The sequence below is a fragment of the Candidatus Schmidhempelia bombi str. Bimp genome, from assembly GCF_000471645.3.
Lineage (GTDB): Bacteria > Pseudomonadota > Gammaproteobacteria > Enterobacterales > Orbaceae > Utexia > Utexia bombi.
On record NZ_AWGA01000011.1, the window covers coordinates 1 to 26,700 of the forward strand.

The window sequence follows — 26,700 nt, forward strand, 5'->3', positions numbered from 1 at the left end:
ATGATATAGATGATTATTTTTTGGGTTTTTCAGGATTTCTTATCTCAATGTATTATGTACTTGTTATTGCTTATCGTCTTGAACATCCAAAACAATACCACAAACCTAAAAAGCGCAAACTTAAGTATAAAAAAAACCGGTTATAAACTCGTTTAAAATTTACGCAAAAAATCAAATTGTTATAAATTAGTAATTTAAATTTATAATCATAAGTTGATAGTCTGGAAAAAGAAAATAAAAGGCCTTTTGTGGTCCATTTTATTTTTAACTTACTTATTCAATGCCATGCAGAAAAGCTAAAATAAAATCATCATATAAATAACGGGTACAAAAATAGAAACAAAAAAGGGGAGGGTTCCCCTTTTTTACGGGTTATCAGAAAACACAATATTTTCACGATTTACGTCAACGCTTGTTAACAAGATTCTATGCTTCTTCCAGTTTTTTAGCTGTTGATCTTCATTTGATTCTTGCAGGTCAAGAACAATAATATATTGTAATATTGCTATTTTCTTATCAGCTTCATCTATCAATTATCATATTAAAATTACTATATTTCATTTGATAGGGATGGCTAGTTAGCTAAGTAATAACGCATTTATAATTTTATAATGCTTTGGTCATTGAGCATTGAAAAGCCACTTTTTTACCCGCGGACTATAAATAAACGACGTCTTTTAGTTGATTTTACTGATATAAAAACTTGTTATTCAAATTACTTATTTGGACTTACCTCGAAATTTTTCTATTTAAAGTCATGTAACCATTTTTTTATATTATATTTTAAGGTAAATTCTTATCTTTATACTTTTAAATTAGTCCTATGGTTAATATAATTCAGAGGAGTGACATAAGATGAGTATTATCGAGACAAAACAATTAACAAAAATCTTAATGGACAGGTATACCTTTTTAGGCGCGCTTACTTACCGTTCAATGTTTGGTGGTTTTGGATTGTTACTGGATAATGTTATGTTCGCATGGGTTTTTGATAGCAAACTTTATTTACGTGCAAATCAAACTTGTCTATCTGAATTTATCGCCTTGGAAATGCATCCTCTTAGCTTGCCGACAGGTGTGAGCTCAAAATTATTACACTATTATTGTGTGACTGAAGCGATCTGGGAAAATGAATCATTGCTCAATAGGTTAATCCAACTGGCTATTACCAATGCGATGAGTGATAAACAAAATAAATTACGACTAAAAGAAAGTCGTCTTAAGGATTTACCCAACATGACTTTATCACTTGAGCGATTATTAATGCAAATTGGGATTGCAAATATAAATCAATTATGTCAATTGGGGGCTGCCGAAGCTTTTTATCGACTTAAGCAGTATAATAAACACTTATCTATTAATGTGCTGTATATCCTAGCTTCTGCAATTAATGGTCATCATGTTGCGATATTATCAAGAGAGGAAAAAAATAAATTAAAGGAACAATTTACAAAAATAAGCCAGAACAATAATTAACCAACTATTTTAATTAAACACCAAAAGATGATTTCATATGCTGATGAAATCATCTTGATGGACTAACACGATTAACTAACTGTTTTCCGACGACGATGGTAAGAACGACGGTAAGTTCTGACGGCTGGTAGATTTTTTAATAAGGCATCCTTATCATACTGACTAACTGGGATGGTATGTCCTATATAGGTTTCAATTGCGGGTAAATTCATTGAGTATTGTTCACAAGCAAGGGAAAGCGAATGACCCTGTGTGCCGGCACGACCGGTACGACCAATACGGTGCACATAATCTTTATAATCATCAGGCAAATCATAATTAAATACATGGGTGACATCGGGGATATGAAGACCTCGTGCGGCAACATCGGTTGCAACCAAAATATCTAAATGACCCTGAGTAAACTCATCTAAAATTTGTAGTCGTTTTTTCTGTGCAATATCGCCTGTTAATAAACCAACACGATGATTATCGACCTTTAAATTCTGCCAGATTGCTTCACAAGTCACTTTAGTATTGGCAAAAATGATACAACGTTCTGGCCACTCTTCTTCAATCAATGTCTGTAGTAGTACCATCTTATCTTCGTTAGATGGGAAAAATAGTTCTTCTTTAATTTGATGACCCGTTTTCTGCTCAGGTTCAATTTCAATGTAAACGGGATCATTCATATGTTCAAACGCTAATTCTCGCACATTATGCGATAATGTCGCAGAAAACAGCATCGTTAAGCGTTGCGCTGGTGGTGTCATATGTTTGAAAATCCAACGTATATCGCGAATAAAACCTAAGTCAAACATGCGATCTGCTTCGTCAAGAACCGCCACCTGAATCGCGCCAAGATTGATATAGTTCTGTTTGGCATAATCAATTAATCGCCCTGTTGTTGCGATTAAAATATCCACGCCTGCTGATAACACCTTAAGCTGTTTGTCATAGCCATCACCGCCATATGCGACGCCCAATTTTAGACCCGTAGCCGCCGCCAAAGATTCCGCATCATTATAGATCTGGACCACTAATTCACGCGTTGGCGCAATAATAATCGCGCGTGGCTGATTAATTTGATGACTTGGTGATATAGGATGATTAAGTAAAAAATTAAATGTTGCCGTTAAAAATGCAATGGTTTTTCCTGTTCCTGTCTGCCCTTGGCCAGCAATATCTCTATTATTTAATGTATGGGGTAACGTTTGAGCTTGAATCGGTGTACATTGAGTAAAACCACGCATTTTAAGCGCTTGTATAATCGATGGATGCAGAGCAAGTTCAGAAAATTTTTTCTCAGTTAAATAGGCTTGTGTCATAAAGTTAATTACTATTCCATAGGGTTAACGCGCGTTTATTCTAAATTGGCAATTATCATAATTATTACTACACTCTATCAGAATAATTGATGGCGATGTACAAAAAATTCATTTAATATGAGCTCATATTAGCATGAAAGAGTAATCTTATGGGAGATTTTATGAGTAACTATATCGTTTCATTGACGGATCAAAGTTTCGATCAAGCAATTTCATCAGCAAAACAGCCTATCTTAGTCGATTTCTGGGCTGATTGGTGTGGTCCATGTAAAATGGTTGCGCCAATTTTGGACGAGTTAGCGCAGGAATATGCCGACAAAGTGATCATTGCCAAGTTAAACATTGATCAAAACCCACAAACCGCTCCTAAATTTGGTATCCGTGGCATTCCAACACTCTTGTTATTTAAACAAGGCAGCGTCGTCGCGACTCAAGTAGGTGCCTTATCAAAGTCTCAATTGAAAGCGTTCATTGATAGTCATTTATAATGGTGGTGTAGTATAACATGATGGAAATAACGATTATTTTTCATCATGTTATATGATTTAATTAATTTATTCATGATGGCTATTGTTTAGATGTGAATTATCCTACTAGACAATCGGTTTAAAAATAACTATACTAGTTATACCTTGTACAAGGCACCCTTTCTAATCATTTCATTCACTATCTGTATCGTTGTTAATGAAAATAACGCCTATTGTATAAGATATTGTATCTAACTTATTTGCAATCTAAATAATAACATTTCGAATTTATCCTCAAGAATCTTTAATTATGAATCTTACTGAATTAAAAAATAAGCCTGTCTCAGAATTAGTCATCTTAGGCGAAAAAACGATGGGGCTGGAAAACTTAGCCCGACTTAGAAAGCAAGATATTATTTTTTCTATTTTAAAGCAGCATGCGAAAAGTGGAGAAGATATTTTTGGTGATGGAGTATTAGAAATTCTGCAAGACGGATTTGGTTTTTTACGTTCATCTGATAGTTCATATCTTGCAGGTCCAGACGATATTTATGTTTCACCAAGCCAAATTCGTCGATTTAATCTACGTACTGGTGATACGATTGCTGGAAAAATTAGACCGCCAAAAGAAGGTGAACGTTATTTTGCGCTTCTTAAAGTCAATGAAGTAAATCATGACAAACCAGAAGATGCACGTAATAAAATTCTATTTGAAAACTTAACCCCATTGCACGCTAATTCACGACTAAGAATGGAACGGGGTAACGGTTCAACCGAAGATTTAACTGCTCGTGTCTTAGATCTTGCTTCACCGATAGGTAAAGGTCAGCGTGGATTAATTGTCGCGCCACCAAAAGCGGGTAAAACGATGCTATTGCAAAATATTGCCCAAAGTATTGCTTTTAACTATCCCGAATGTGAATTAATGGTATTGCTGATTGATGAACGTCCGGAAGAAGTGACCGAAATGCAACGTTTAGTCAAAGGGGAGGTAATTGCTTCCACATTTGATGAGCCTGCTTCTCGTCATGTTCAGGTCGCTGAAATGGTTATTGAGAAAGCAAAACGTCTGGTTGAGCATAAAAAAGACGTTATCATACTACTCGATTCCATTACTCGTTTAGCGCGTGCTTATAATACCGTGGTACCAGCTTCAGGTAAAATTTTAACGGGTGGTGTGGATGCCAATGCATTACATAGACCAAAACGTTTCTTTGGTGCGGCGCGTAATGTCGAAGAAGGGGGAAGCTTAACTATTATCGCAACGGCGTTAGTGGATACCGGTTCTAAAATGGATGAAGTGATCTATGAAGAATTTAAAGGTACCGGTAATATGGAACTTCAGTTATCACGTAAAATTGCTGAGAAACGAGTATTCCCAGCGATTGACTTTAATCGTTCAGGTACGCGTAAAGAAGAGTTAATGACGTCACCTGATGAATTACAAAAAATGTGGATTCTACGTAAGATTTTACATCCAATGGGTGAAATTGAAGCGATGGAATTCTTAATTAATAAATTAGCAATGACTAAAACGAATGAAGAATTTTTCGAAATGATGAAACGGTCTTAGTTAAGTTAAATTTAAAAATCCGGCTGAGTCCGGATTTTTTATTTCGGGTATATTTATCAAATACAATAAGCGCTTTAGTCAATGGGGGTTCGTATAACGATGTTGTTATCACTCAAATGAGCAACATGGCGCCAAGCTAAACGTCTTTTTCATCAACAGGTCATAAAAATTAACTATTGTTATAATAATGACATCTAACCATCTGAATTTATTATATTTATTTCTACTTGCTTGATTTTCCACTTTTTTTACATTTGAAGATGTAATATGATGAAAGCAGTTGTGTATTTTCGCCCAACACTTGAATAGCGCATAATGATTATATTAAGGAGCTTTTTTTATGTCGAAACAACAAATTGGTGTCATTGGTATGGCGGTTATGGGGCGCAACTTAGCCCTAAATATTGAAAGTCGTGGTTATACGGTCTCTATTTATAATAGATCAAAAGATAAAACCGATGATGTAATAGCTGAGCATCCAGATAAAAAATTAGTTCCTTATTATTCTATTAAAGATTTTGTTGATTCACTTGAAAAACCGCGTCGTGTATTAATCATGGTACAAGCGGGTAAAGGTACGGATGCCGTTATTGATGAACTTAAACCACTATTGGATAAAGGCGATATTATTATTGATGGTGGCAATGCTTATTTCCCTGATACTATTCGTCGTAATACAGCGTTATCTAATGAAGGTTATAACTTTATTGGTGCTGGGGTCTCAGGTGGTGAAGAGGGGGCGTTAAAAGGACCTTCCATCATGCCTGGAGGGCAAAAGGAAGCCTATGACTTAGTGGCGCCTATTTTTGAAAAAATTGCCGCCAACGTTGATGGTGAGCCTTGTGTGACTTATATCGGATCAGATGGTGCTGGGCATTATGTGAAAATGGTCCATAATGGGATTGAATACGGCGATATGCAACTCATTGCGGAAAGCTATTCGGTATTAAAACATATTGGTGGTTTAAACAATGATGAATTAGCACAAGTCTTTACTGAATGGAATAAAGGTGAGCTTGATAGTTATTTAATCGAAATTACCGCGGATATTTTCCGTAAAAAAGATCAAGAGACGGGGGGATACCTTGTCGATGTGATTTTAGATGCTGCGGGTAATAAAGGCACTGGAAAATGGACCAGTCAGAATGCATTAGATCTTGGCGAGCCATTGTCATTAATTACAGAATCCGTTTTTGCACGTTATATTTCAGCCATAAAGACACAACGTGTAGCCGCCTCCCATGTTCTAACGGGACCTAAGATTGAGTTTACTGGTGATAAAGCTGAATTAATCGAAAAAGTCCGTAAAGCACTTTATATGGGTAAAATTATTTCTTATGCACAAGGATTTGCACAATTAAAATCAGCCTCAGATCACTATAATTGGAAATTAAATTACGGTGAAATCGCCAAAATTTTCCGTGCGGGTTGTATTATTCGTGCCCAATTCTTACAGAAAATTATGGATGCTTATGAGCAAAATGATGAAGTGGTCAATTTACTCTTAACGCCTTATTTCAAACAGACGGTCGAAGCATATCAAGGTTCGTTACGTGATATCGTTACGTTAGCCGTCCAACATGGTATACCGGTACCAACTTTCTCGGCGGCAATTGCTTATTATGACAGCTATCGTGCTGCGGTGTTGCCAGCAAACCTAATTCAGGCCCAACGTGATTATTTTGGCGCACATACTTATCAACGTACCGATAAAGAAGGGGTATTCCATACTGATTGGATGGAATAAGATTTATTTGTCTACTATCTAATTTTTAAGCAAACGAATCAATATCACTTAAAATAATTAACCATGTTGATCTATTTTAGGTGATATTTTTTTGATCTGCTTTTTCCTTATAACACTATAAATAATAAACGTATTAGCAGTTTTTATATCCAATCTTTTCCTCTATTTTTAAATTTTTTGATTATTTTAGAAAAAATAAATAGATGAAATCTTAGTTAAAATTCTATATATTGTGCTCAAGCAAACTTATGACACTATATATAGTGTGTTATTGGTTTTTATCGATTTACTCATATTTTGTAATTAAAGGATCCGTTATGCCTGTTGTAATTAAAAGAGATGGATGTCAAACTGCCTTCGATCAAAATCGAATTCGAGATGCGGTGTTAAAAGCGGCGGTAGCAGCCAATGTCAACGATTCGGATTATTGTTCTTTAGTTGCAAACATAGTGGCGAAGCAGATTGCAGATTGTGAACGTGTCGATATCCATCAAATCCAAAATGCGGTTGAAAATCAGCTTATGATGGGACCTTATAAGGCATTAGCGCGTGCCTATATTGAGTATCGTCATGATCGTGATCGTATTCGTGAACAAAGTAGCCGTTTAAATCAGGAGATTAAAGGGTTAATTGAACAAAGTAATATGGCAATTTTGAACGAAAATGCTAATAAAGATAGTAAAGTTATTCCTACTCAGCGCGATTTATTAGCAGGTATCGTTGCTAAACATTATGCTAAGCAATATATCTTACCTAAAGAAATTTCTATTGCGCATGATCGTGGTGAAATTCATTATCATGATCTGGATTATGCTCCCTTTTTCCCTATGTTTAACTGCATGCTAATTGATTTAGATGGAATGCTAACCAAGGGTTTTAAAATGGGAAATGCTGAAATTGAACCGCCTAAATCAATTTCAACTGCCACCGCTGTAACCGCACAGATTATAGCCCAAGTAGCCAGCCATATTTATGGTGGCACCACCATTAATCGTATTGATGAAGTTCTGGCTAAATTTGTATCGAAAAGTTATGAAAAACATCGTCGTATAGCCGAAGAGTGGCAAATTCCTGATATCGAAAACTACGCTAAGTCACGTACTGAAAAAGAGTGTTATGATGCATTTCAATCGTTAGAATATGAAGTCAATACGCTACATACTGCGAATGGACAGACCCCTTTTGTTACATTTGGATTTGGTTTAGGCACCAGTTGGGAATCACGCTTAATTCAAGAATCGATCTTACGTGTGCGTATTGTTGGTTTAGGAAAAAATCATAAAACGGCAGTTTTTCCTAAATTAGTCTTTGCGATCAAAGATGGGGTTAATCATAAGCCAACAGATCAAAATTATACGATTAAACAATTAGCATTAGAGTGTGCCGCTAAACGAATGTATCCTGATATCCTTAATTATGATCAAGTGGTCAAGGTAACAGGATCATTTAAAACCCCAATGGGCTGTCGTAGTTTCTTAGGTGTTTATGAAGAAGATGGGCAGCAAATTCATGATGGGCGTAATAATTTAGGGGTAATTAGTTTAAATATTCCTCGTATTGCCATTGAAGCAAAAGGTGATGAGTCACGATTCTGGAAAATATTGGATCAACGTTTGGTCTTAGCGCGTAAAGCATTAATGACACGTATTGCGCGTCTAGAAAATGTTAAAGCACGAGTTGCACCTATCTTATATATGGAAGGCGCATGTGGCGTTCGATTAAACGAAGATGATAGTGTGGCACAAATTTTCAAAGATGGTCGAGCCTCTATTTCATTAGGTTATATTGGTATCCATGAAGCATTGCAAGCTCTTTATAGCGATAAGATTCATCCTTTCGATAGTGAGACATTGCGGGAAAAAGGCCTAGCTATTGTACAACGATTACGTGATGCGGTAGAACAATGGAAAGCGGAAACAGGTTACGGATTTAGTTTATATAGTACGCCAAGTGAAAATCTATGTGATCGTTTTTGCCGTTTAGATGTGCAGGAATTTGGGATTATTTCAGGTGTGAATGATAAAGGTTACTATACGAATAGTTTCCATCTGGATGTGGAGAAAAAAGTTGACCCTTATCAAAAATTAGAGTTTGAAAAAGCCTATCCTATGATCGCAAATGGTGGCTTCATCTGTTATGGTGAATACCCTAATATGCAGCATAATCTTAAAGCGTTAGAAGATGTATGGGATTATAGCTATAGCCGCGTTCCTTATTATGGGACGAATACCCCTATTGATGAGTGTTATGAATGTGGTTATAGTGGTGAATTTTCTTGTACTAGTAAAGGGTTCACTTGTCCAAGTTGTGGTAATCACGATTCCAGTAAAGTGTCGGTTACTCGTCGTGTATGTGGCTATTTGGGGAGCCCCGATGCTAGACCATTTAATGCGGGTAAACAGGAAGAAGTAAAACGTCGTGTTAAACACCTAGCTAGTGGCGAATTAGGCTAATGAACACACTGTGCTTTAATATAGGGATAATAAATTGAATTATCATAAATATTATCCTGTCGATGTGGTCAATGGACCAGGTACGCGTTGTACTCTATTTGTTGCTGGTTGTGAACATCAGTGCCGAGGCTGTTACAATAAAAGTACTTGGCCAGTTGATTCTGGTTTTCTTTTTACCCAAGCATTAGAAGATCAAATTATTGCTGATTTGCAAGATAAAGCGATCCGACGTCAAGGTTTATCCTTGTCTGGTGGTGATCCCTTACATCCAAGGAATATTGAGGCGATTTTAAAATTAGTCAAACGTGTTAAAGCAGAGTGTAATGATAAAGATATTTGGCTGTGGACGGGGTATGAATTAACGGACTTAAATGATGCACAGCGGGCGATTTTACCCTATATTGATGTGCTCATTGATGGTAAATTTGTTCAGGAGCTGGCTAATCCTAGTTTAGTTTGGCGAGGTAGCAGTAATCAAATTATCCATCGTTTTAAATAATCATAATCAACGCGATGTTTATTATTCTTTCTAGGAATAAAGGGTAATAAAGTGCTAACAATACATGGTATGTATTTTAAAATATCAGCATAAAAATAGAGTAAGGGAGAGACGTTTCCCCTTACTCTACTTATCTATCAAGCTTCCGTCATGACATTATTAACTGACTCATCTAACGAATTATAGGACTGTAATAGTGATGAAATCGCTTCTCGATAATGAATTTCTAAACTTTCCCGACTGCTTGAGCTAATTTTAAGATCGGTAATGCGGCCATTATTAATACCATAAACCCAACCATGTAAGTTTACATTTTGTCCACGTTTCCACGCGGATTGAATAATGGTGGAATGACCTAAATTATAAACCTGCTCAATGACATTAATTTCACATAAAAGATCCATCCGTTGTTCGGCTGGAAATTTACCTAAAATTGAACTATAACGAAACCATAAATCACGGATATGTAATAACCAATTATTAATTAGTCCTAAATCTGGATTTTCAACCGCAGCACGAATACCACCGCAACCAAGGTGACCACAAACAATAATATCTTCTACCCCTAATACATCGACTGCATACTGGACGACAGATAAACAGTTTAGATCAGTGTGAATCACTAAATTAGCCACGTTACGATGGACAAATAGTTCGCCTGGTTCTAAAAAGGTTAAGGTTTCCGCAGGTACTCGACTATCTGAGCAGCCAATCCATAAAAATTTGGGTTTTTGTGATTTTGCTAGGTCATTAAAGAAATTAGGATTCTCTAAACTAACTCGGTCAGACCAAGCGTGATTACTTTTAATAAGATCATAGATTTTTTTCATAATAATTATTTTTATATCCAGATAAATAAGTCTAAGCTAACAAACCTGATTAAAAAGCGTCTTTTTAATCAATGGAATAATAATCTCCGCTGTAAGAGGCGCAAGTTGCAACTGCTGTGACTGTTCAATTGTTATCCAGCATACTTCTTCTAGTTCGGCATTGGGCCTTATGTCGCTGGTTATAAGCGACAAGTGATAAAGGGAGGCAGAAACAAGATGATCGATTTCATTAGCAGCGGGGGCGGAATAATCGCCAAGATAATGTAACTGATTAGGCATGACTGTTACCTTTAATTCTTCTTTTAATTCACGGATCAAAGCCTCTAATGCTGTTTCATTGGCTTCTATTTTTCCACCTGCTTGCATAAAATACCTTGATCCTTTTTTACGCACCAATAAAAATTGCTGTTTATCATTGGTAATCACCGCAGCGGATACATGAATAGTTGCAATGGGTAAATTCATAAGTTATAGATACCTAATATTATAGGAATAAATAATGTGATAGCATATTATCTTAAATTAGCTTAAGGTTATAATGATTGCCATTACATATCAAGGATTATTTATATGTCTAATTCTGCGTTGCAAATAACTGATCTTTATAAACGCTATCCGAATGGTGTTGAAGCGTTAAAAGGCTTAAATCTAACAGTAGAACAAGGGGATTTTTATGCATTGTTAGGTCCTAATGGAGCGGGAAAATCGACCAGTATCGGAATTATTAGCTCATTAGTGACTAAAACATCGGGAAAAGTGACTATTTTTGGTTATGATTTGGATACGCAGCTTGTCCATGCTAAGCGGCAAATTGGCTTAGTTCCCCAAGAGTTTAATTTCAATCCTTTTGAAACTGTATTGCAGATTGTGGTTAATCAAGCCGGTTATTATGGTATTACTCGTCGTGAAGCTACGCATAGAGCAGAAAAATACCTAAGACGATTAGATCTTTGGGAAAAGCGTGATAGTCGTGCCAGAATGTTATCTGGCGGTATGAAACGCCGTTTAATGATCGCCAGAGCCCTTATTCATGAACCAAAATTACTTATTTTGGACGAGCCAACCGCAGGGGTAGATATTGAACTACGTCGTTCTATGTGGGATTTTTTACGTGATCTTAATCAACAAGGTATTACCATCATTTTAACCACCCATTATTTAGAAGAAGCGGAAATGCTTTGTCGACATATTGGTATTATTAACCATGGTGAGTTGATTGAAAACACATCAATGCGCAATTTACTCGCCAAAATGCAATCAGAAACCTTTATTTTTGATTTTATTCCCACTGATGAAAAACCACAATTAACGGGCTATAACGCCACTTTAGTTGATGTGGGGGTATTAGAGGTGGACGTAAAGCGTAACCAAGGCTTAAACCAATTATTCGAATTATTTGCCCAGCAAGGAATAAAAATATTGAGTATGCGTAATAAGGCTAATCGTTTAGAAGAGTTATTTGTTCATTTAGTTACCGATAATCAAGGAGCGACAAATGAATAATTTATATTGGGTTGCATTATGTAGTATTTGGCGTAAAGAAGTAACACGATTTCTGCGGATCTGGGTACAAACCTTAGTTCCACCTGTTATTACCATGTCACTCTACTTTATTATTTTTGGTAGTATGATGGGAAATCGAATTGGGCAGATGAATGGGGTAAGCTATATGCAATTCATTGTACCTGGGCTGATAATGATGTCAGTGATTACTAATGCCTATTCGAATGTTTGTTCATCATTTTTTAGCGCGAAATTTCAGCATAATATTGAAGAACTATTAGTTGCACCTGTCCCTACCCATATTATCATTCTCGGCTATGTGGGGGGCGGTATTGCTCGGGGGATTTTGATTGGTTGTATTGTGACGATAGTATCGTTATTTTTTGTTTCGTTTACGGTTCATTCTTGGTGGGTAATACTTTGTACTTTACTTATGACCGCAACGCTATTCTCTTTAGCTGGTTTACTTAATGCCCTATTTGCTAAAACATTTGATGATATAAGTTTAATTCCAACCTTTGTCTTAACCCCTTTAACTTATTTAGGCGGGGTATTTTACTCATTATCGCTATTACCGCCAGTTTGGCAATTAGTTTCAACTTTCAATCCGATTGTATATATGATTAGTGGGTTTAGGTACGGTTTTTTAGGTATTTATGATGTGTCGTTATGGATGACATACTTAATTTTGGCAATCTTTATTACACTATTTTACGCTTTTGCTTGGTATTTAATTGAGAAAGGTAAAGGATTACGTAACTAATGGTGTAGCGTGAGTAAGCACTAAAATAGAAATGATTTTGACCTCTATTTTTAATGGGATAGTATTCAATTAAAATCATTTATCCCGTTAACTTGTAAAGGATTAAGTGCATATAATCATTCGCTTATAGCTATGATATATGCGCTTAATTTTGTCTCTGATGGTAAGTGAATTAAGTATGATCAACACTTTTATAATGGAAAAACAACTATCAAATATCGGTACTATCGTATAAATCAATTAAACAAAATATAAGTCTATCTATCCTTTGAAGGCATGTAACTGATTCATAGCGGCATTCATATCTTGTTTCATTAACGTATAGGTACTGCGCACCGCTTCATCAATCACCGCGTCAATCTTTTGTTGTTCATTTTTAGGTGGTTTACCTAATACATACCCAGTAACTTTATTTTTATCACCAGGATGACCAATCCCAATTCTTAACCGATGAAAATTGGCATTATTACCTAGTTTACTTATGATATCTTTCAATCCATTATGTCCACCATGACTGCCAGCAAACTTAAATTTTGCTACCCCAGGAAGCAAATCAAGTTCATCATGGGCAACTAACATTTCTTCTGGTTTGATTTGATAGAAATTAGCCAGACTACTCACTGCTTTACCGCTTAGATTCATAAATGTGGTTGGAATTAATAAGCGGATATCTTGCCCTTCAATAGTGACTCGTGCCGTATAACCAAAAAATTTTGGCTCGTTTTTTAATGGCTGATTGAGACGCTGAGCGAGTAAATCAATATACCATGCCCCAGCATTATGTCGAGTAGCAGCATATTCACTGCCTGGGTTTGCCAGCCCTACAATTAATTTGATTGTTGTCATATGAAGTTCTATATAAAAATCAACGGTCTTATTAACCGTTGATTTTGTACTCGATTAATGTTCAAACATCGCTGAAATGGATTCTTCATTGCTAATGCGACGAATAGCCTCAGCTAACATACCTGAAAGAGTCAATGTTCTGACATTTTTTAATGCTTTCACTTGATCCGATAAAGGAATGGTATCACACACAACGATTTCATCAATTTGTGAGTTTTTAATATTTTCTACTGCTTTACCTGAAAAGATAGGGTGAGTTGCGTAGGCAAAAACACGTTTTGCTCCGCGTACTTTTAACGCGTCAGCGGCTTTACATAATGTGCCCGCAGTATCAATCATATCATCAACTAAAATACAATCACGATCAGCGACATCGCCAATAATATTCATGACTTCGGTTTCATTAGCACGAGGACGACGTTTATCTATAATTGCCATATCCGCATCATTGAGTAATTTGGCAATAGCGCGCGCTCGAACCACACCACCAATATCAGGGGATACGACAATAGGGCGCTCAAAGTTTCTGCGTAGCATATCTTCTAATAAGATAGGGCTACCAAAAACATTATCTACGGGTACATCAAAAAAGCCCTGAATTTGTTCTGCATGCAGGTCAACCGTTAATACGCGGTCTACACCTACTGTCGATAGAAAATCAGCAATAACCTTAGCAGTGATAGGTACACGCGCAGATCGAACACGACGATCTTGTCTTGCATAGCCAAAATAAGGAATGACGGCAGTGATACGACCGGCAGATGCCCGACGCATAGCATCGATCATAACGAGCAATTCCATCAAATTATCATTAGTAGGAGAACAGGTTGACTGGATGATAAAAACGTCTTCACCACGTACGTTTTCATTGATTTGTACACTTACTTCTCCGTCGCTAAAACGACCTACGGAAATATCACCGAGTGAAGTGTATAATCGGTTTGCGATATGTTTTGCCAGTTCAGGTGTTGCATTACCAGCAAAAAGCTTCATGTCAGGCACGAGATAAACCTCAAGCTTTGTTTAGTGGAAGATTACCGTAAAGTAATCGGTTAAATAAAGAGGAGATAATTATATAATCAAAATACTCAAATCCTCAATAAAATTATAGAAAAATGTTAATCATTCATCAACAAATTACATTTTATTTCCAATTAACATTTCACGTTTACGACCAAAACCTTTCTGTTTATTGACATTAAATCCCGCCGCTTGCAAATTGCGTCTAACGAAACCCGCAGCGGTGAAGGTGGCAAATGTCCCCATGGGTTGTGTTTGTTGAAAAAGTTGTTTAAATAGCGTTTCAGACCACATCGCCTGATTTTTTGCTGGAGCAAAACCATCAAAGAACCAACAATCAACCTTAAGATTCGCTTGTTGTAAAAATTGGCTATATTCACTGATATCGCCTAACCAGAGAGTTAATTTGCTGTTTTCAAATGTTAAATTGACGTTGCCTGCAATAGGAGCAGGCCATTGTTGTTGTAATTGGCGAGCTAACGCAGCTAATTCATGATAATAGGCGTGAATTTTCTCTACATCATTCGGGGTTAAAAGATAGTTTTCAACGCTAATAAAATGTAGCTGTTTAAGAGGATGATGGGGGTATTGTTGGCGAAATTGGTTAAAAAGTTGCCATGCTAATAAAAAATTGAGCCCTGACCCAAAACCCGTTTCACCAATAACAAATTGTGAATGTTGATGTTGTATAAACCGTTCAGGTAAATGATTGCTATCAATAAAGACAAAACGTGTTTCAGCACACGGATCTTCATTAGAAAAATAGACATCATCGAAAAGGGAAGATACAGGGGTCTGTTTATCATTCCAATTAATAATCGCAGTATTGATTAATTTATTTTGCATATTTGAACATATACCTATGGCTTTATACATTGAATAACAAGAAGCGATGCGTTATAGCATTAATTATAGCTATTTTCATTGTGTTAAAAATACTATTTATACTTTAGATTATTGACTAACACCGATATTAACAATAAGTATAGCATTTCTGTTCGCTTTATTCCTTGTTATAATAATGTTCTGTATACAGTGAGGTAAATTATGATTTTTATATTGCGTTTTATAGCGGTTATGTTATTCGGGGTTTTTATCTGCGTTTTTGGCGTTATATTTTGTCTATTTAATCCCCGTAATCCAAAAAATGTGGCAAGATTTTCTCACGTGTTTACATCTTTTTTATCGCCGTTATTTGGTATAAAAGTGATAACACGCGTTTACCCAGAGATTGAACAGGATAAAAATAGAAGTTGTATCTATATTGCTAATCATCAAGATAATTTTGATTTAGTCGTCGCTGGACATGTGGTTCAGCCAAATACGGTGACCGTAGGTAAAAAAAGTTTAGCGTGGATCCCTTTCTTTGGGCAACTTTATTATTTAAGCGGTAATATCTTAATTGATCGCGATAATAAAGCCAAAGCGCGCGATACTATCTCTCAGGTTGTTAATGTCATTAAGGAAAAACAGATCTCGATTTGGATGTTTCCTGAAGGGACACGAAGCCGTGGACGTGGATTATTACCCTTTAAAACCGGAGCATTTCGTGCGGCTATTGCTGCTGGCGTACCCATTGTGCCTATTTGTATATCGAGTACCCAGCATATTAAAATTAACCGTTGGAATAACGGTTATATGATTGTTGAAATGTTAGCACCTATTGAAACAACAGGTATGTCTAAGGATAATGCTCGTCAATTAATGGAACATTGTTACAGCTTGATGTCAGAAAAAATTAATGCACTGAATAGTGAAGTCGATGTGCTAAATCGGAAAAAGTGAGAATGATAGCTAAGTCACAAGCGATAAAAGCAGATCGTAATTTTGATGATATTGCGGGTAAATTTGCTAAAAATATTTATGGTACGACCAAAGGAAAAATTCGCGAAGCAATTGTATGGCAAGATTTGGAACAACTGTTAGCGACATTTCCTGTAGATAAAAAATTAACTATTTTAGATGCGGGAGGGGGACAAGGACAGCTGGCTTGTCGGTTAGCTGCACTTGGTCATCAAGTCACATTATGTGATATTTCTGGTGAAATGCTGGAGATTGCTCGTGAAAATGCTAGACAAAAGCAGATCAATTTACAGTTAGTGCAATGTCGAGTACAAGATCTCGAACAGCATATTGATAAACAACAATCCTTTGATGTGATTCTTTTTCATGCGGTATTGGAGTGGATTAATGAACCGATTACCGCATTATCCCTACTTAAGCAGTATTTATCCGTCAATGGTATATTGTCACTGATGTTCTATAACTATCACGCATTATTATTTAGGACCGTGACATTAGGTAATTTTGGTTATCTTCAAGCAGGCATGAACAAACGCAAAAAGAAAACATTATCCCCCGATTATCCACGTAAACCTGAAGAGGTCTATCAATGGTTAGATGAGCTGAATTTTACTATTATTGGTAAAACGGGGGTACGTGTATTTCATGATTTTATGGTCAATAAACAAAAACAGCAAACTGCGGTAGATGAGTTACTTGAGTTAGAGAAAACCTACTGCCGTCAAGAGCCGTATATCCATTTAGGACGATATATTCATGTAACAGCGCGCAATAATAGTTAAATGTTGAATGAAAAGAAACCATAATAAAATAAATTAATAATTATGGTTTCTTTGAACGATGAATAAATTATTTTAGCCTAGTAATAAAAATAACGTTTATTATTTAATCTATAATAAAAAATAATTCCCTTTAATGTTTTTCAGTGAAAAGAATAGAATAGCCTTCTTTCCTCGCTTGACCTTCACAGACGGCTGCGGTAAATACGACATCAGTGGATGAATTAACTGCAGTTTCTACAGAATCTTGAATAACACTGATGATAAACCCGATCCCCACCACAGACATTGAAATATGATCAGGAATACCAAACATACTACAAGCAACAGGAATTAACAGCAATGAACCTCCCGCCACGCCAGACGCACCACAAGCACAAATCGCCGCAACAAAGCAAAGTAATATAGTGGTTGGTAAATCAATTGGTATATTTAGCGTATGCACGGTAGCTAATGTTAAAATAGTAATCGTGATCGCTGCGCCACCTAGATTAACATTCGCTCCTAACGGTATTGATATTGAGTAAGTGCTTTCTGGAAGATTTAATTTCTTACACAGCGCTAAGTTAACGGGAATATTTGCCGCAGAGCTACGTGTAAAAAAGGCGGTAACCGCACTTTCGCGGATTGTTGCCCAGACTAATGGAAATGGATTAGCTCGCATTTTCCAATAGGCAAGTAAAGGATTAAAAACAAATAGAACAATTAGCATACAACTAATTAATACTATAATTAAATGACCATAGCGCCAAAGTTGTTCAAACCCAGTCTCAGCGATCGTTGATGCCACCAATCCTAAAATACCTAATGGTGCAAAACGAATAACGATACGCACAATAAAAGTCACACTGTCAGAGAAGTCATTGACGACTTTTTTTGTGGTATCAGTAGCATGACGTAAAGCGATACCAAAGCCAATACCCCAAACAATTAAACTAATATAGTTTGCTTCAACTAAGGCATTAATTGGATTATCAATCATTTTGAAGATGATAGTTGTAATTACCGCCAAAATACTTTTAGGCGGTTCAATTTCGAGTTGAGTGGTATCTAATAGTAACGTGGAAGGGAATAGAAAACTAGCAATAACAGCAATTAATGCCGCACCAAAAGTACTAATAAAATAGAGGGCAATGATCGGGCGCATATGACTGGTTTGCCCGTGACGATGATTGGAGATGGCCGCGACCACTAAAATAAATACTAGTATAGGTGCAACAGATTGTAGTGCTTTAATAAATAATTTCCCTAAAAACTCGGTAGAGAGTGCGATATTTGGAAAACTATATGCTAATAGTAACCCAAGTAATAGCGCGATCATGATCTGTGGAACCAGACCAATACGCGATAGTACCGAAATAAAACGTTTATATGTAGTCATGATATCGATTAAATAAAAGAGTAAAGGGAACAAAAGATATTAGTATCTGTTGTATCAAAGTTCAATATTTTTCTTTATTTAATCTTTACTTAATTGGGATATCGATAAACTAGACTCGAAAAATAAGTGGGAAACCGTTATTATACGAGTATAGAAATTTATTTTAACATAGGATGACAATATGATTGTTGTAACAGGTGGCGCGGGTTTTATTGGTAGCAATATTGTTAAAGGATTAAACGATAAAGGTTATAAAAATATTTTAGTTGTCGATGATATGACTGATGGGACTAAATTTGCCAATTTGGCGGATCTCGATATCGCTGATTATATGGATAAAGATGAGTTCATTAGTTATATCATTGCTGGCGATAATCTGGATATTGAAGTAATTTTTCATGAAGGTGCCTGTTCATCAACTACTGAGTGGGATGGTAAGTTTATGATGGAAAATAATTATCAGTATTCAAAAGATTTGCTGAATTATTGCCTTGAATTTACTATTCCGTTTTTATATGCGTCATCGGCTGCTACTTATGGTGGGCGTAGCGATAATTTTATTGAAGAAAGAGAATATGAAAAACCACTAAATGTTTATGGATATTCTAAATTTTTGTTCGATCAATATGTAAGACAAATTTTACCAGAAGCAAAATCTCAAGTGTGTGGATTCCGTTATTTTAATGTTTATGGGCCACGAGAAAATCATAAAGGCAGTATGGCAAGTGTTGCTTTTCATCTGGATGCAAAAATTAAACAAGGTCAACACCCAGAATTATTTGTAGGTAGCGATGAGTTTAAACGCGACTTTATTTATGTCAGCGATGTGGTTGATATGAACTTTTGGTTTTGGGAACAAGGTATCTCGGGCATTTTTAACTGTGGTACTGGACGCGCTGAATCTTTTCAAGCCGTCGCCAATGCCGTCGTCGAGTTTCACCCAGAGGCTCAGATCAGTTATATTCCTTTCCCAGAACACTTGAAAGGGCGTTATCAGACATATACACAAGCGGATTTAACCAAAGTTCGTTCAGTGGGTTGTCCAATTCATTTTAAAACGGTAAAAGAGGGGACAACGGAATATATGAAATGGCTAAATAAAAAGTAATTCATCGACACCATCATGACATGTTTAATTCAATCATTTAATTAAGGCAATAAAATATGAAAGTACTTGTGATTGGACCTTCATGGGTGGGGGATATGATGATGTCCCAGAGTTTGTATAGAACGCTAAAACAGCGTCAACCCGATATCGAGATAGATGTGATGGCGCCCGTTTGGTGTCGCCCACTGTTAAATAAGATGCCTGAGGTAAGTCATGCCATTGATATGCCTATTGGGCATGGTCAATTGGCCTTAGGGCAGCGCTATGCGATTGGTCAACAACTAAGAACGCAGGGGTATGATCAGGCAATTATCTTGCCTAACTCATTAAAATCAGCATTGATTCCCTTCTTTGCTCATATTCCTAAACGAACGGGATGGCTTGGGGAAATGCGCTATGGTTTGCTAAATGATTGGCGTAAATTGGATAAAAAAGGGTTTCCATTGATGGTTGAGCGTTATGTTGCCTTAGCTTATGAGTCGGTAGCCATCAGTCAAGCTAGTCAATTACCGCGTCCATTATTGTGGCCAAAATTGCAAGTATCAGAATGGGAAAGCTCGCAAACAGTCGCACAATTTAACTTACCAGCTAATTTGCCGATCATCGGCTTTTGTCCAGGTGCTGAATTTGGACCGGCTAAAAGGTGGCCAGACTATCATTATGCGGCATTGGCCGATAAGCTAATTGAGCAAGGGGCTTATATCGTTTTATTTGGCTCAGTAAAAGATCAGGCTGTAGGTGCAGCGATAATGGCTAAAATGCAACATCAAACGCAATGCACTAATTTGGCTGGATCAACGACACTGGAACAAGCAGTAAATTTGTTAGCCGCATGCCAAGCCGTAGTATCTAATGATTCTGGGTTAATGCATATTGCTGCTGCACTATCAACGCCTTTAGTTGCATTATATGGTCCAAGTAGCCCTGACTTTACTCCGCCACTATCAGATCGCGCGGAAATTATTCGGCTAATCACAGGATATTATAAAATTCGTAAAGGCGATAGTGAGGCTGGTTATCATCAAAGTCTTATTGATATTACACCTAATCAAGTGTTAGCGGTGTTGACATCATTGCTGGAACGATGTAAATCAGAATCCAATAAAGGATGTCACGATGAGTAAACGTGTATTAATCGTCAAAACGTCCTCAATGGGCGATGTATTACACACTTTGCCCGCATTGACCGATGCGAAACGAGCGATAGCAGATATAAAATTTGATTGGGTGGTAGAAGAGGCATTTGCTCAGATACCACAGTGGCATGATGCTGTTGATCAAGTGATTCCTGTTGCTATTCGACGTTGGCGAAAAAATTGGTTTAGGCGAGATATCCGCTGTGAGCGGCAACAATTTTATACTAAGTTACGTGAACGATCGTATGATTATGTGATTGACGCACAAGGCCTCATTAAGAGTGCTTTTTTAGTAACACGCAAAGCGCGTGGGATTAAGCATGGTTTTGATAGACATAGTATTAGAGAACCCATAGCGAGTCTCTTTTACGATGTAACCCATGCGGTGGCAAAACAGCAACATGCAGTGGAACGTATTCGGCAGTTGTTAGCTGCGGCATTGGGCTATCAATATACTGGTTATGGTGATTATCAGATTGCTGATCATTTTTTATCTCAATTAGCTAGTAATAACGATCAATATTTGGTTTTTTTGCATGCAACGACACGCGATAATAAACATTGGTCTGAGGCCTATTGGCGACAATTAATTCAATGTGTTGGTGAGCATGGTTTAACGATAAAATTACCATGGGGAGCACCACATGAACATGAACGCGCCATGCGATTAGCCCACGGGTTTAAACATGTTGAGGTATTACCTAAGCTAACCTTGTCAGAAGTTGCCGTCGTATTAGCTGGGTCAAAAGCGGTCATTTCGGTTGATACTGGTCTAAGCCATCTAACTGCGGCACTTGATCGTCCAAATATAACGCTCTATGGGCCAACCGATCCAGGATTAATTGGTGGCTATGGTCAGCATCAATATGTGTTAAAATCGGTGGATAATCAAATGAATTCAATTACTGCACAGGATGTACTAATACAATTGCAGCAACAGCAATTACTTTGATTTAGCGGCTTACTTAACCGAATAAAAGTGATAATGCTTAATCGTACATTATCACTTTTTATTTAGGTATGATTCGATTGTAATAATGGGTTGTATCCCATCTCAATCAATATTTTATTAAGACGGATAAGCGGTAAACCAATTAAGGTATTAATGTCTTCACCCGTTAATTTATCGAATAATGTAATCCCTAATTCGTCACATTTAAAACTACCGGCACAATATAATGGTTGTTCTTTCTCAATATAAGCGCAGATTTCTGCCAAACTTAAGTGACGAAAAGTAACTGAAAAAGGTTCATAAACGGTGATACTTTGCTGATTGCCTGTATGCATAACAGTTAGACCGGTATAAAAATGGATCGTCTTACCACTACAGGCTTGTAGCTGTTTAATCGCGTTCTCAACCGTATGAGGTTTACCTATAATCTGCTTATTGAGCACGCCAACTTGATCCGATCCAATAATAATACGATTGGCATACTGTTTAGCAACCGATTCCGCTTTAATGCGTGACAGACGTTGAACCAAGTTGATCGCCTCTTCATTTGGATATGGAGTTTCATCGCAATCAGGTGCTACGCAGTCAAAAGCGAGATTAAATTTTTTTAGGATCTTCTGTCGTGACACAGAAGTCGATGCAAGAATCAATTTCATTATCTAACTCTAGTTAATTATTTATTGGGTCAAGATATCACTAATAGGGTATCATAAATAATTCATTATCACCCTATGGCGAGCAAAGCAACGCGATTAGTAAAGGTGGATGATAACACTTAAAATTTCTATCCTTATTCTTCATCTGGATAGCCATGCGGATTTTTTTGCTGCCAGTTCCAACTATCTTGTACCATATCAGATAAAGTATGATGAGCTTGCCAATTCAGTTCCTGTTTTGCCTTCGTTACATCAGCCCAAAAAGCAGGTAAATCGCCTGGCCGTCGCGCTTCAATTTTATAAGGTATTACTCGCTGGCAAGCTTGATGGTAAGCCTGAATGACATCTAATACGCTTTTAGCAACGCCATTACCAAGATTATAAATATGTACGCCAGCTTGATCGTGTTTTTTTAAAGCGGCGACATGTCCAAGAGCTAAATCTTCTACATGTACATAATCACGGACACCTGTACCATCTTTGGTAGGATAATCATCACCAAAAACCGACACATATTCCCGTTTACCAATGGCTACTTGAGAAATATAAGGCATAAGATTATTAGGAATGCCTTGAGGATCCTCGCCAATTAATCCTGAAGGATGCGCGCCAACGGGGTTAAAATAACGCAATAAAACAACACTCCACTCAGGATCAGCTTTTTGCATATCGATCAAACATTGTTCTACCATAAATTTGCTCCAACCGTAGGGATTGGTAATATTCCCCGTTGGATAATGTTCGAAATATGGAACGGGATTTTTTTCGCCATAAACCGTTGCCGATGAGCTAAAAATAATAGTTTTTACTTGATGTTGCCGCATAATTTGGGCCAGCGCGATTGAACCTTGAACATTTACTTCATAATAATCAAGGGGGTTTTTGACAGATTCGCCAACGGCTTTTAAACCAGCAAAATGAATAACTGCTTGGATAGGATGTTGACTAAACAAGGTAGTTAAATAGACCGTATCTCGAATATCACCTTGATAGAATATTGGCATTTTTCCAGTGATAGTTGCGATACGATTTAATACTGATTTCTTACTGTTGTAAAGATTATCCAAAATAATGGGTGTGTAGCCTGCTTCAATAAGTTTTATGCAAGTATGGCTACCAATATAACCTAATCCGCCCGTTACTAAAATATTCATACTTAAACCTTATATAATCACTAATCTTTAGCGTAGTATAAAATGTTAACTGATGGGCGACAAGCTATGGAGATGAGTCTTAATAATAAACAAGCTAGTTTTAGTCAATCATTATTTTAATCTTTATTGTGCAATTATCTGGGTCTGTAAATATTTTTTTAATTAAAAATAGATAGTTAACTTGCATTTTATTGGTGTTTAGTGAATAATAGGCACTTCAATCAATATTATTGTTTGATTCCCTTTCAATGGGAACTCTATGGGTCCTCTTGCAACATTAGCTTGCGAACTCGGTCAGGTCCGGAAGGAAGCAGCCGTAGTAAGTGTCATGTGTGTAGGATGTGGCTGATAGAGTTTCCCGCCAAAATCGTTCCATACTAAAAATTTAACTCAGTTATAATTAATCAATGGTTTAAAAACAATATTACAGCATGAATAGCAAGTAATATAAAACGTCTACGCTAACATGGTATTATTGGTTATGATTAAAAATCGAAAAAGAAACGGTGGCGAAACTTAGTTTCCTAAATTTCGCCTATAGCGAGTTACACTATCTTAGATGTTATTATCGGCTGCGGAATATAATTCTTGCTTTAGATAAATCATAAGGTGTCATTTCAACGGTAACTTTGTCACCAGTCAGGATGCGGATGTAGTTTTTACGCATTTTACCTGAAATGTGAGCCGTAACTACGTGTCCATTTTCTAGTTCAACACGGAACATTGTGTTAGGTAAAGTTTCTAAAATGGTACCTTGCATTTCAATATTGTCTTCTTTAGCCATTGAGTCCTCTAAAGTGTAATGTTAAATAAAGGGATAACAGCGCGAATAATGCCCAAAAAAACAACTGATGTAAAGGGCTTTATTGCCTATTGCGTGAAAAAAACCAATAAACAATGAAAGTTGTTAACTTTTTAATCATTTGTAGCCTTGTTACAAAATCTGGGATAGTTATCTCCTAAGCTTATTTATGGATGATCTATAAATCGATTACGAATATCCCTTTAACGATAAAGATTATGCTGTTCAATATATTGCCACACCAATTCTGGCAATAGTGACGCACAATTTTTTCCTTGTGCTATTTTACTTCTGATCTCAGTAGAAGAACAATCTGTAATTGGCGTATTGGACAGATAAATATAACCTGATGGTTTAGCGTGAATATGGGTGATATCATCGGTTATATGTTGTTGTAACCACCATTTCACGCTTTCAGGATAAGGTATATTGGAGGGAGATGAACGTCGACAAATTAATAAGTGGCAATAGTTCAATATCTCTTGCCAGCGGTGCCATTTATTTAATGTATATAATGCATCTTCACCAATGATAAATACTAGCGTATTGGTCTGTTTATGTTCCGCTCGCCACTCAATTAATGTATCAATCGTGTAAGAAGAAGTGGTTCGAGCTAATTCTCGGGTATCAATGCTAAACAGTGGTAAGTGTTGTATAGCAAGTTTTAACATTTCCAGGCGTTGTAAAGCAGTAGCCCGCGGTTGTGGTTTATGTGGTGGAATGTTATTGGGAAGCAGTTGTATGCTATCTAATCCTACTTCTGTGGCTAATGCGGTTGCAACCTGTAAATGTCCGCAGTGAATAGGATCGAATGTTCCCCCAAATAATGCAGTTATTTTGGATTGGTTCATCGTTATCAATAAGGTAAAGGTTTATTAAGCAGTAATAGCGAAAGTGATTCCAGCTTTAGCCAACTATTCGTGCCGTAATCCTGTTTTAAACTTATTTCGATTTGTGCTAGTTCATATAACGCGGTATAAAACTGTTCAAGTGTTAAACGATTTAATATTTGGGTAAAAAAAGGGCGGCGATTTTGCCATACCTTATAGTCATCAAATGCGTGTTTTAAGGCATTAATTTGCTGTTGTTTTTTTAAATTGATTAATAAAATAAGTTCTTTTTGTAACGTTCTTAATAAAATTAAAGGTTCCATATCATTTGCTTTTAATTGTTGTAAGATATGAATGGTACGTTTTACTTTACCCGTTAGAATAGCATCTACCCAATGATAAGGTGAGAATATGGCAACATCATTAATGATATGTTCAATTTGATTAAATGAAATATCGCCATTTGGGTACAGTAATTTTATTTGTTCTAAAATTTGTGATAAAGCGAGTAGATTACCTTCATAATAATAACCTAATCTTTCTATAACTGACTGGCTAAGCTCAATGCTTAGTTGTTTCGCTTGCTGCTTAAGCCAATGAAGTAATGATTCACTATTGAGTGGTTGACAGTTTACCCATAACGTTTGATCACTGATCGCCTTTAACCAAGCACTATTTTCTTGTGCTTTGGTTACTTTATTGATAGAAATAATTAATGCAATATCTTGATGAAGCTGTGATGTTAATCCAACCAGCTTACTCGCAATATTGCTAGACATACTATTATCACCAAATTGTAATATTAATAATGTTTTAGATGAAAAAAGGCTCAATGATTGGCTATGGTCATAGATGATGTTCCAATCCGTTTGGGCATCAATAGAAAATATAAATTGCTGTTCAAAGCCTAAATCAGTCAGATAGAGTTGTATTTGTTTTTGTACTTGATATTGTTGGTAACTTTCAGTGCCCACCAATAAATAGTAGGGGATAAACTTCTGTTGTTTAATCAGATCATTTAACCGATAGGTAAATTGTTGGGCACTAATTTTTATCACTTACTATTTTCTCTTATTAACGATATCAACGGCTTTAAGTTTACGAACAAGTTGTGCAGCAGCTTGCTGATACATCTCTTTGGTTAACAGATTTTGCTCAGTATCTTTGGCTAGTGCTGCTGATGGGTTATCAAAGAAAGAACGGAAGATCTTAACCGTAATAGGATAGATATCCTGATTAGCAATGATCACTTGTGCATTCACATTTAAAATTAATTGATATTCAGCGGCTTTACCATCTTGATAAATGGAGACGGTATCTTTACTAAGATTGTAATCCATCAAGCGTAATGAGGGGACGGATTGCTCATCTTGATGTTCAAGTAGTGTTACTCCGTTACTAAGTAAAGTATTTTTAACCTCTCTAGATAAAAAACTATACGGTTCCATACTGTAAAAAGTCATCTTTTTGAACTTTTCTGGCATTTCGGTTTTATTTTGTAGATGAAAACCACAGCCAGTTAACATAAATGCCATAAATAGAAGTAAGCACTGACATTTTTTAATGAAGAAAGCCATTTTATTCCTACTTAATTTTAATAAAAATGAGGGATAAT

27 protein-coding genes and 1 other RNA gene are annotated in these 26,700 nt (G+C 36.5%); 14 read left to right on the forward strand and 14 right to left on the reverse strand.

What is annotated here, in order from left to right; translation table 11 throughout:
* Nucleotides 1-365: 365 nt before the first annotated feature.
* Nucleotides 366-533 (reverse strand): tail fiber assembly protein, encoded by a 168-nt coding sequence (locus O970_RS10235; protein WP_081685217.1) that lies wholly within the window; start codon nt 531-533, stop codon nt 366-368.
* Between the two features lie 322 nt (nt 534-855).
* On the opposite strand from O970_RS10235, the gene O970_RS00735 reads away from it, so the two are divergent.
* The gene (locus tag O970_RS00735) at nt 856-1,476 is read left to right on the forward strand and encodes a TfoX/Sxy family DNA transformation protein (RefSeq protein ID WP_024495278.1); all 621 of its coding nucleotides are present in this window, start codon (nt 856-858) and stop codon (nt 1,474-1,476) included.
* A 71-nt stretch (nt 1,477-1,547) separates the two neighbouring features.
* Here O970_RS00735 and rhlB read toward each other — a convergent pair whose 3' ends face one another.
* A complete protein-coding gene (rhlB, locus tag O970_RS00740) occupies nt 1,548-2,783 on the reverse strand; it encodes an ATP-dependent RNA helicase RhlB (protein ID WP_024495279.1) in 1,236 nt (411 codons plus the stop codon).
* 161 nt (nt 2,784-2,944) lie between these two features.
* Here rhlB and trxA point away from each other — a divergent pair, with 161 nt between their 5' ends.
* The 5 genes from trxA to nrdG all read left to right on the forward strand — a co-directional run bounded on the left by trxA (nt 2,945) and on the right by nrdG (nt 9,522).
* Entirely contained in the window at nt 2,945-3,271 is a 327-nt protein-coding gene (gene trxA / locus O970_RS00745; RefSeq protein ID WP_024495280.1) for a thioredoxin TrxA, read from the forward strand.
* Between the two features lie 289 nt (nt 3,272-3,560).
* A complete protein-coding gene (gene rho, locus O970_RS00750) occupies nt 3,561-4,823 on the forward strand; it encodes a transcription termination factor Rho (RefSeq protein ID WP_024495281.1) in 1,263 nt (420 codons plus the stop codon).
* A 340-nt stretch (nt 4,824-5,163) separates the two neighbouring features.
* A complete protein-coding gene (gene gndA / locus O970_RS00755) occupies nt 5,164-6,570 on the forward strand; it encodes an NADP-dependent phosphogluconate dehydrogenase (protein WP_024495282.1) in 1,407 nt (468 codons plus the stop codon).
* A gap of 317 nt (nt 6,571-6,887) precedes the next feature.
* The gene (gene nrdD / locus O970_RS00760) at nt 6,888-9,023 is read left to right on the forward strand and encodes an anaerobic ribonucleoside-triphosphate reductase (protein ID WP_024495283.1); all 2,136 of its coding nucleotides are present in this window, start codon (nt 6,888-6,890) and stop codon (nt 9,021-9,023) included.
* Between the two features lie 34 nt (nt 9,024-9,057).
* Complete coding sequence (gene nrdG, locus O970_RS00765) at nt 9,058-9,522, forward strand: anaerobic ribonucleoside-triphosphate reductase-activating protein (RefSeq protein WP_024495284.1); 465 nt, start codon at nt 9,058-9,060, stop codon at nt 9,520-9,522.
* 137 nt (nt 9,523-9,659) lie between these two features.
* Here nrdG and can read toward each other — a convergent pair whose 3' ends face one another.
* Together can and O970_RS00775 are read right to left on the reverse strand one after the other, a co-directional pair.
* A complete protein-coding gene (gene can / locus O970_RS00770; RefSeq protein ID WP_024495285.1) occupies nt 9,660-10,352 on the reverse strand; it encodes a carbonate dehydratase in 693 nt (230 codons plus the stop codon).
* A gap of 36 nt (nt 10,353-10,388) precedes the next feature.
* Nucleotides 10,389-10,817, reverse strand: coding sequence for an NUDIX hydrolase (locus O970_RS00775; protein WP_024495286.1), 429 nt, complete (start codon nt 10,815-10,817; stop codon nt 10,389-10,391).
* Between the two features lie 105 nt (nt 10,818-10,922).
* Between O970_RS00775 and O970_RS00780 the strand changes: the two genes are divergently transcribed.
* Together O970_RS00780 and O970_RS00785 are read left to right on the forward strand one after the other, a co-directional pair.
* Nucleotides 10,923-11,855 (forward strand): ABC transporter ATP-binding protein, encoded by a 933-nt coding sequence (locus tag O970_RS00780; RefSeq protein WP_024495287.1) that lies wholly within the window; start codon nt 10,923-10,925, stop codon nt 11,853-11,855.
* Complete coding sequence (locus O970_RS00785; RefSeq protein ID WP_024495288.1) at nt 11,848-12,618, forward strand: ABC transporter permease; 771 nt, start codon at nt 11,848-11,850, stop codon at nt 12,616-12,618. Before O970_RS00780 ends, O970_RS00785 begins: the two co-directional genes overlap by 8 nt.
* A 261-nt stretch (nt 12,619-12,879) precedes the next feature.
* Here the strand turns inward: O970_RS00785 and pth are convergent, their stop codons facing one another.
* The 3 genes from pth to mnmC2 all read right to left on the reverse strand — a co-directional run bounded on the left by pth (nt 12,880) and on the right by mnmC2 (nt 15,330).
* The gene (gene pth / locus O970_RS00790; protein ID WP_024495289.1) at nt 12,880-13,464 is read right to left on the reverse strand and encodes an aminoacyl-tRNA hydrolase; all 585 of its coding nucleotides are present in this window, start codon (nt 13,462-13,464) and stop codon (nt 12,880-12,882) included.
* A gap of 54 nt (nt 13,465-13,518) precedes the next feature.
* Entirely contained in the window at nt 13,519-14,466 is a 948-nt protein-coding gene (locus tag O970_RS00795) for a ribose-phosphate pyrophosphokinase (protein ID WP_105291825.1), read from the reverse strand.
* Between the two features lie 135 nt (nt 14,467-14,601).
* Nucleotides 14,602-15,330 (reverse strand): tRNA (5-methylaminomethyl-2-thiouridine)(34)-methyltransferase MnmC2, encoded by a 729-nt coding sequence (gene mnmC2, locus O970_RS00800; RefSeq protein WP_024495291.1) that lies wholly within the window; start codon nt 15,328-15,330, stop codon nt 14,602-14,604.
* A gap of 201 nt (nt 15,331-15,531) precedes the next feature.
* Here mnmC2 and O970_RS00805 point away from each other — a divergent pair, with 201 nt between their 5' ends.
* Nucleotides 15,532-16,269 carry a 1-acylglycerol-3-phosphate O-acyltransferase gene (locus tag O970_RS00805; RefSeq protein WP_024495292.1) on the forward strand — a complete coding sequence of 246 codons (738 nt, stop codon included), beginning with the start codon at nt 15,532-15,534 and terminating at the stop codon, nt 16,267-16,269.
* 2 nt (nt 16,270-16,271) lie between these two features.
* The gene (cmoM, locus tag O970_RS00810; protein ID WP_024495293.1) at nt 16,272-17,069 is read left to right on the forward strand and encodes a tRNA uridine 5-oxyacetic acid(34) methyltransferase CmoM; all 798 of its coding nucleotides are present in this window, start codon (nt 16,272-16,274) and stop codon (nt 17,067-17,069) included.
* Nucleotides 17,070-17,199: 130 nt separating this feature from the next.
* Here cmoM and sstT read toward each other — a convergent pair whose 3' ends face one another.
* Nucleotides 17,200-18,447: a serine/threonine transporter SstT gene (sstT, locus tag O970_RS00815; RefSeq protein ID WP_024495294.1), complete on the reverse strand. Its 1,248-nt coding sequence runs from the start codon at nt 18,445-18,447 to the stop codon at nt 17,200-17,202.
* A gap of 181 nt (nt 18,448-18,628) precedes the next feature.
* On the opposite strand from sstT, the gene rfaD reads away from it, so the two are divergent.
* From rfaD to rfaC, 3 genes are read left to right on the forward strand one after another with little or no spacing between them, the layout of a single operon-like run.
* Entirely contained in the window at nt 18,629-19,555 is a 927-nt protein-coding gene (gene rfaD, locus O970_RS00820) for an ADP-glyceromanno-heptose 6-epimerase (protein WP_024495295.1), read from the forward strand.
* Between the two features lie 56 nt (nt 19,556-19,611).
* Entirely contained in the window at nt 19,612-20,679 is a 1,068-nt protein-coding gene (gene rfaF / locus O970_RS00825) for an ADP-heptose--LPS heptosyltransferase RfaF (RefSeq protein ID WP_024495296.1), read from the forward strand.
* Nucleotides 20,672-21,643, forward strand: a complete 972-nt coding sequence (rfaC, locus tag O970_RS00830; protein ID WP_024495297.1) for a lipopolysaccharide heptosyltransferase RfaC — start codon at nt 20,672-20,674, stop codon at nt 21,641-21,643. Before rfaF ends, rfaC begins: the two co-directional genes overlap by 8 nt.
* Before the next feature lie 62 nt (nt 21,644-21,705).
* Here rfaC and O970_RS00835 read toward each other — a convergent pair whose 3' ends face one another.
* Together O970_RS00835 and galE are read right to left on the reverse strand one after the other, a co-directional pair.
* Nucleotides 21,706-22,299: a Maf family protein gene (locus O970_RS00835; RefSeq protein ID WP_036562135.1), complete on the reverse strand. Its 594-nt coding sequence runs from the start codon at nt 22,297-22,299 to the stop codon at nt 21,706-21,708.
* A gap of 134 nt (nt 22,300-22,433) precedes the next feature.
* Nucleotides 22,434-23,453, reverse strand: a complete 1,020-nt coding sequence (gene galE, locus O970_RS00840) for a UDP-glucose 4-epimerase GalE (RefSeq protein ID WP_024495299.1) — start codon at nt 23,451-23,453, stop codon at nt 22,434-22,436.
* Nucleotides 23,454-23,711: 258 nt separating this feature from the next.
* On the opposite strand from galE, the gene ffs reads away from it, so the two are divergent.
* Nucleotides 23,712-23,807, forward strand: an RNA gene (ffs, locus tag O970_RS00845) — signal recognition particle sRNA small type.
* Nucleotides 23,808-24,018: 211 nt separating this feature from the next.
* Here the strand turns inward: ffs and infA are convergent.
* The 4 genes from infA to lptE all read right to left on the reverse strand — a co-directional run bounded on the left by infA (nt 24,019) and on the right by lptE (nt 26,662).
* Nucleotides 24,019-24,237 carry a translation initiation factor IF-1 gene (infA, locus tag O970_RS00850; RefSeq protein ID WP_024495300.1) on the reverse strand — a complete coding sequence of 73 codons (219 nt, stop codon included), beginning with the start codon at nt 24,235-24,237 and terminating at the stop codon, nt 24,019-24,021.
* 221 nt (nt 24,238-24,458) lie between these two features.
* A complete protein-coding gene (nadD, locus tag O970_RS00855) occupies nt 24,459-25,106 on the reverse strand; it encodes a nicotinate-nucleotide adenylyltransferase (protein WP_024495301.1) in 648 nt (215 codons plus the stop codon).
* 5 nt (nt 25,107-25,111) lie between these two features.
* Entirely contained in the window at nt 25,112-26,143 is a 1,032-nt protein-coding gene (holA, locus tag O970_RS00860) for a DNA polymerase III subunit delta (RefSeq protein WP_024495302.1), read from the reverse strand.
* A 3-nt stretch (nt 26,144-26,146) separates the two neighbouring features.
* Nucleotides 26,147-26,662 (reverse strand): LPS assembly lipoprotein LptE, encoded by a 516-nt coding sequence (lptE, locus tag O970_RS00865; RefSeq protein ID WP_051318567.1) that lies wholly within the window; start codon nt 26,660-26,662, stop codon nt 26,147-26,149.
* Nucleotides 26,663-26,700 lie beyond the last annotated feature (38 nt).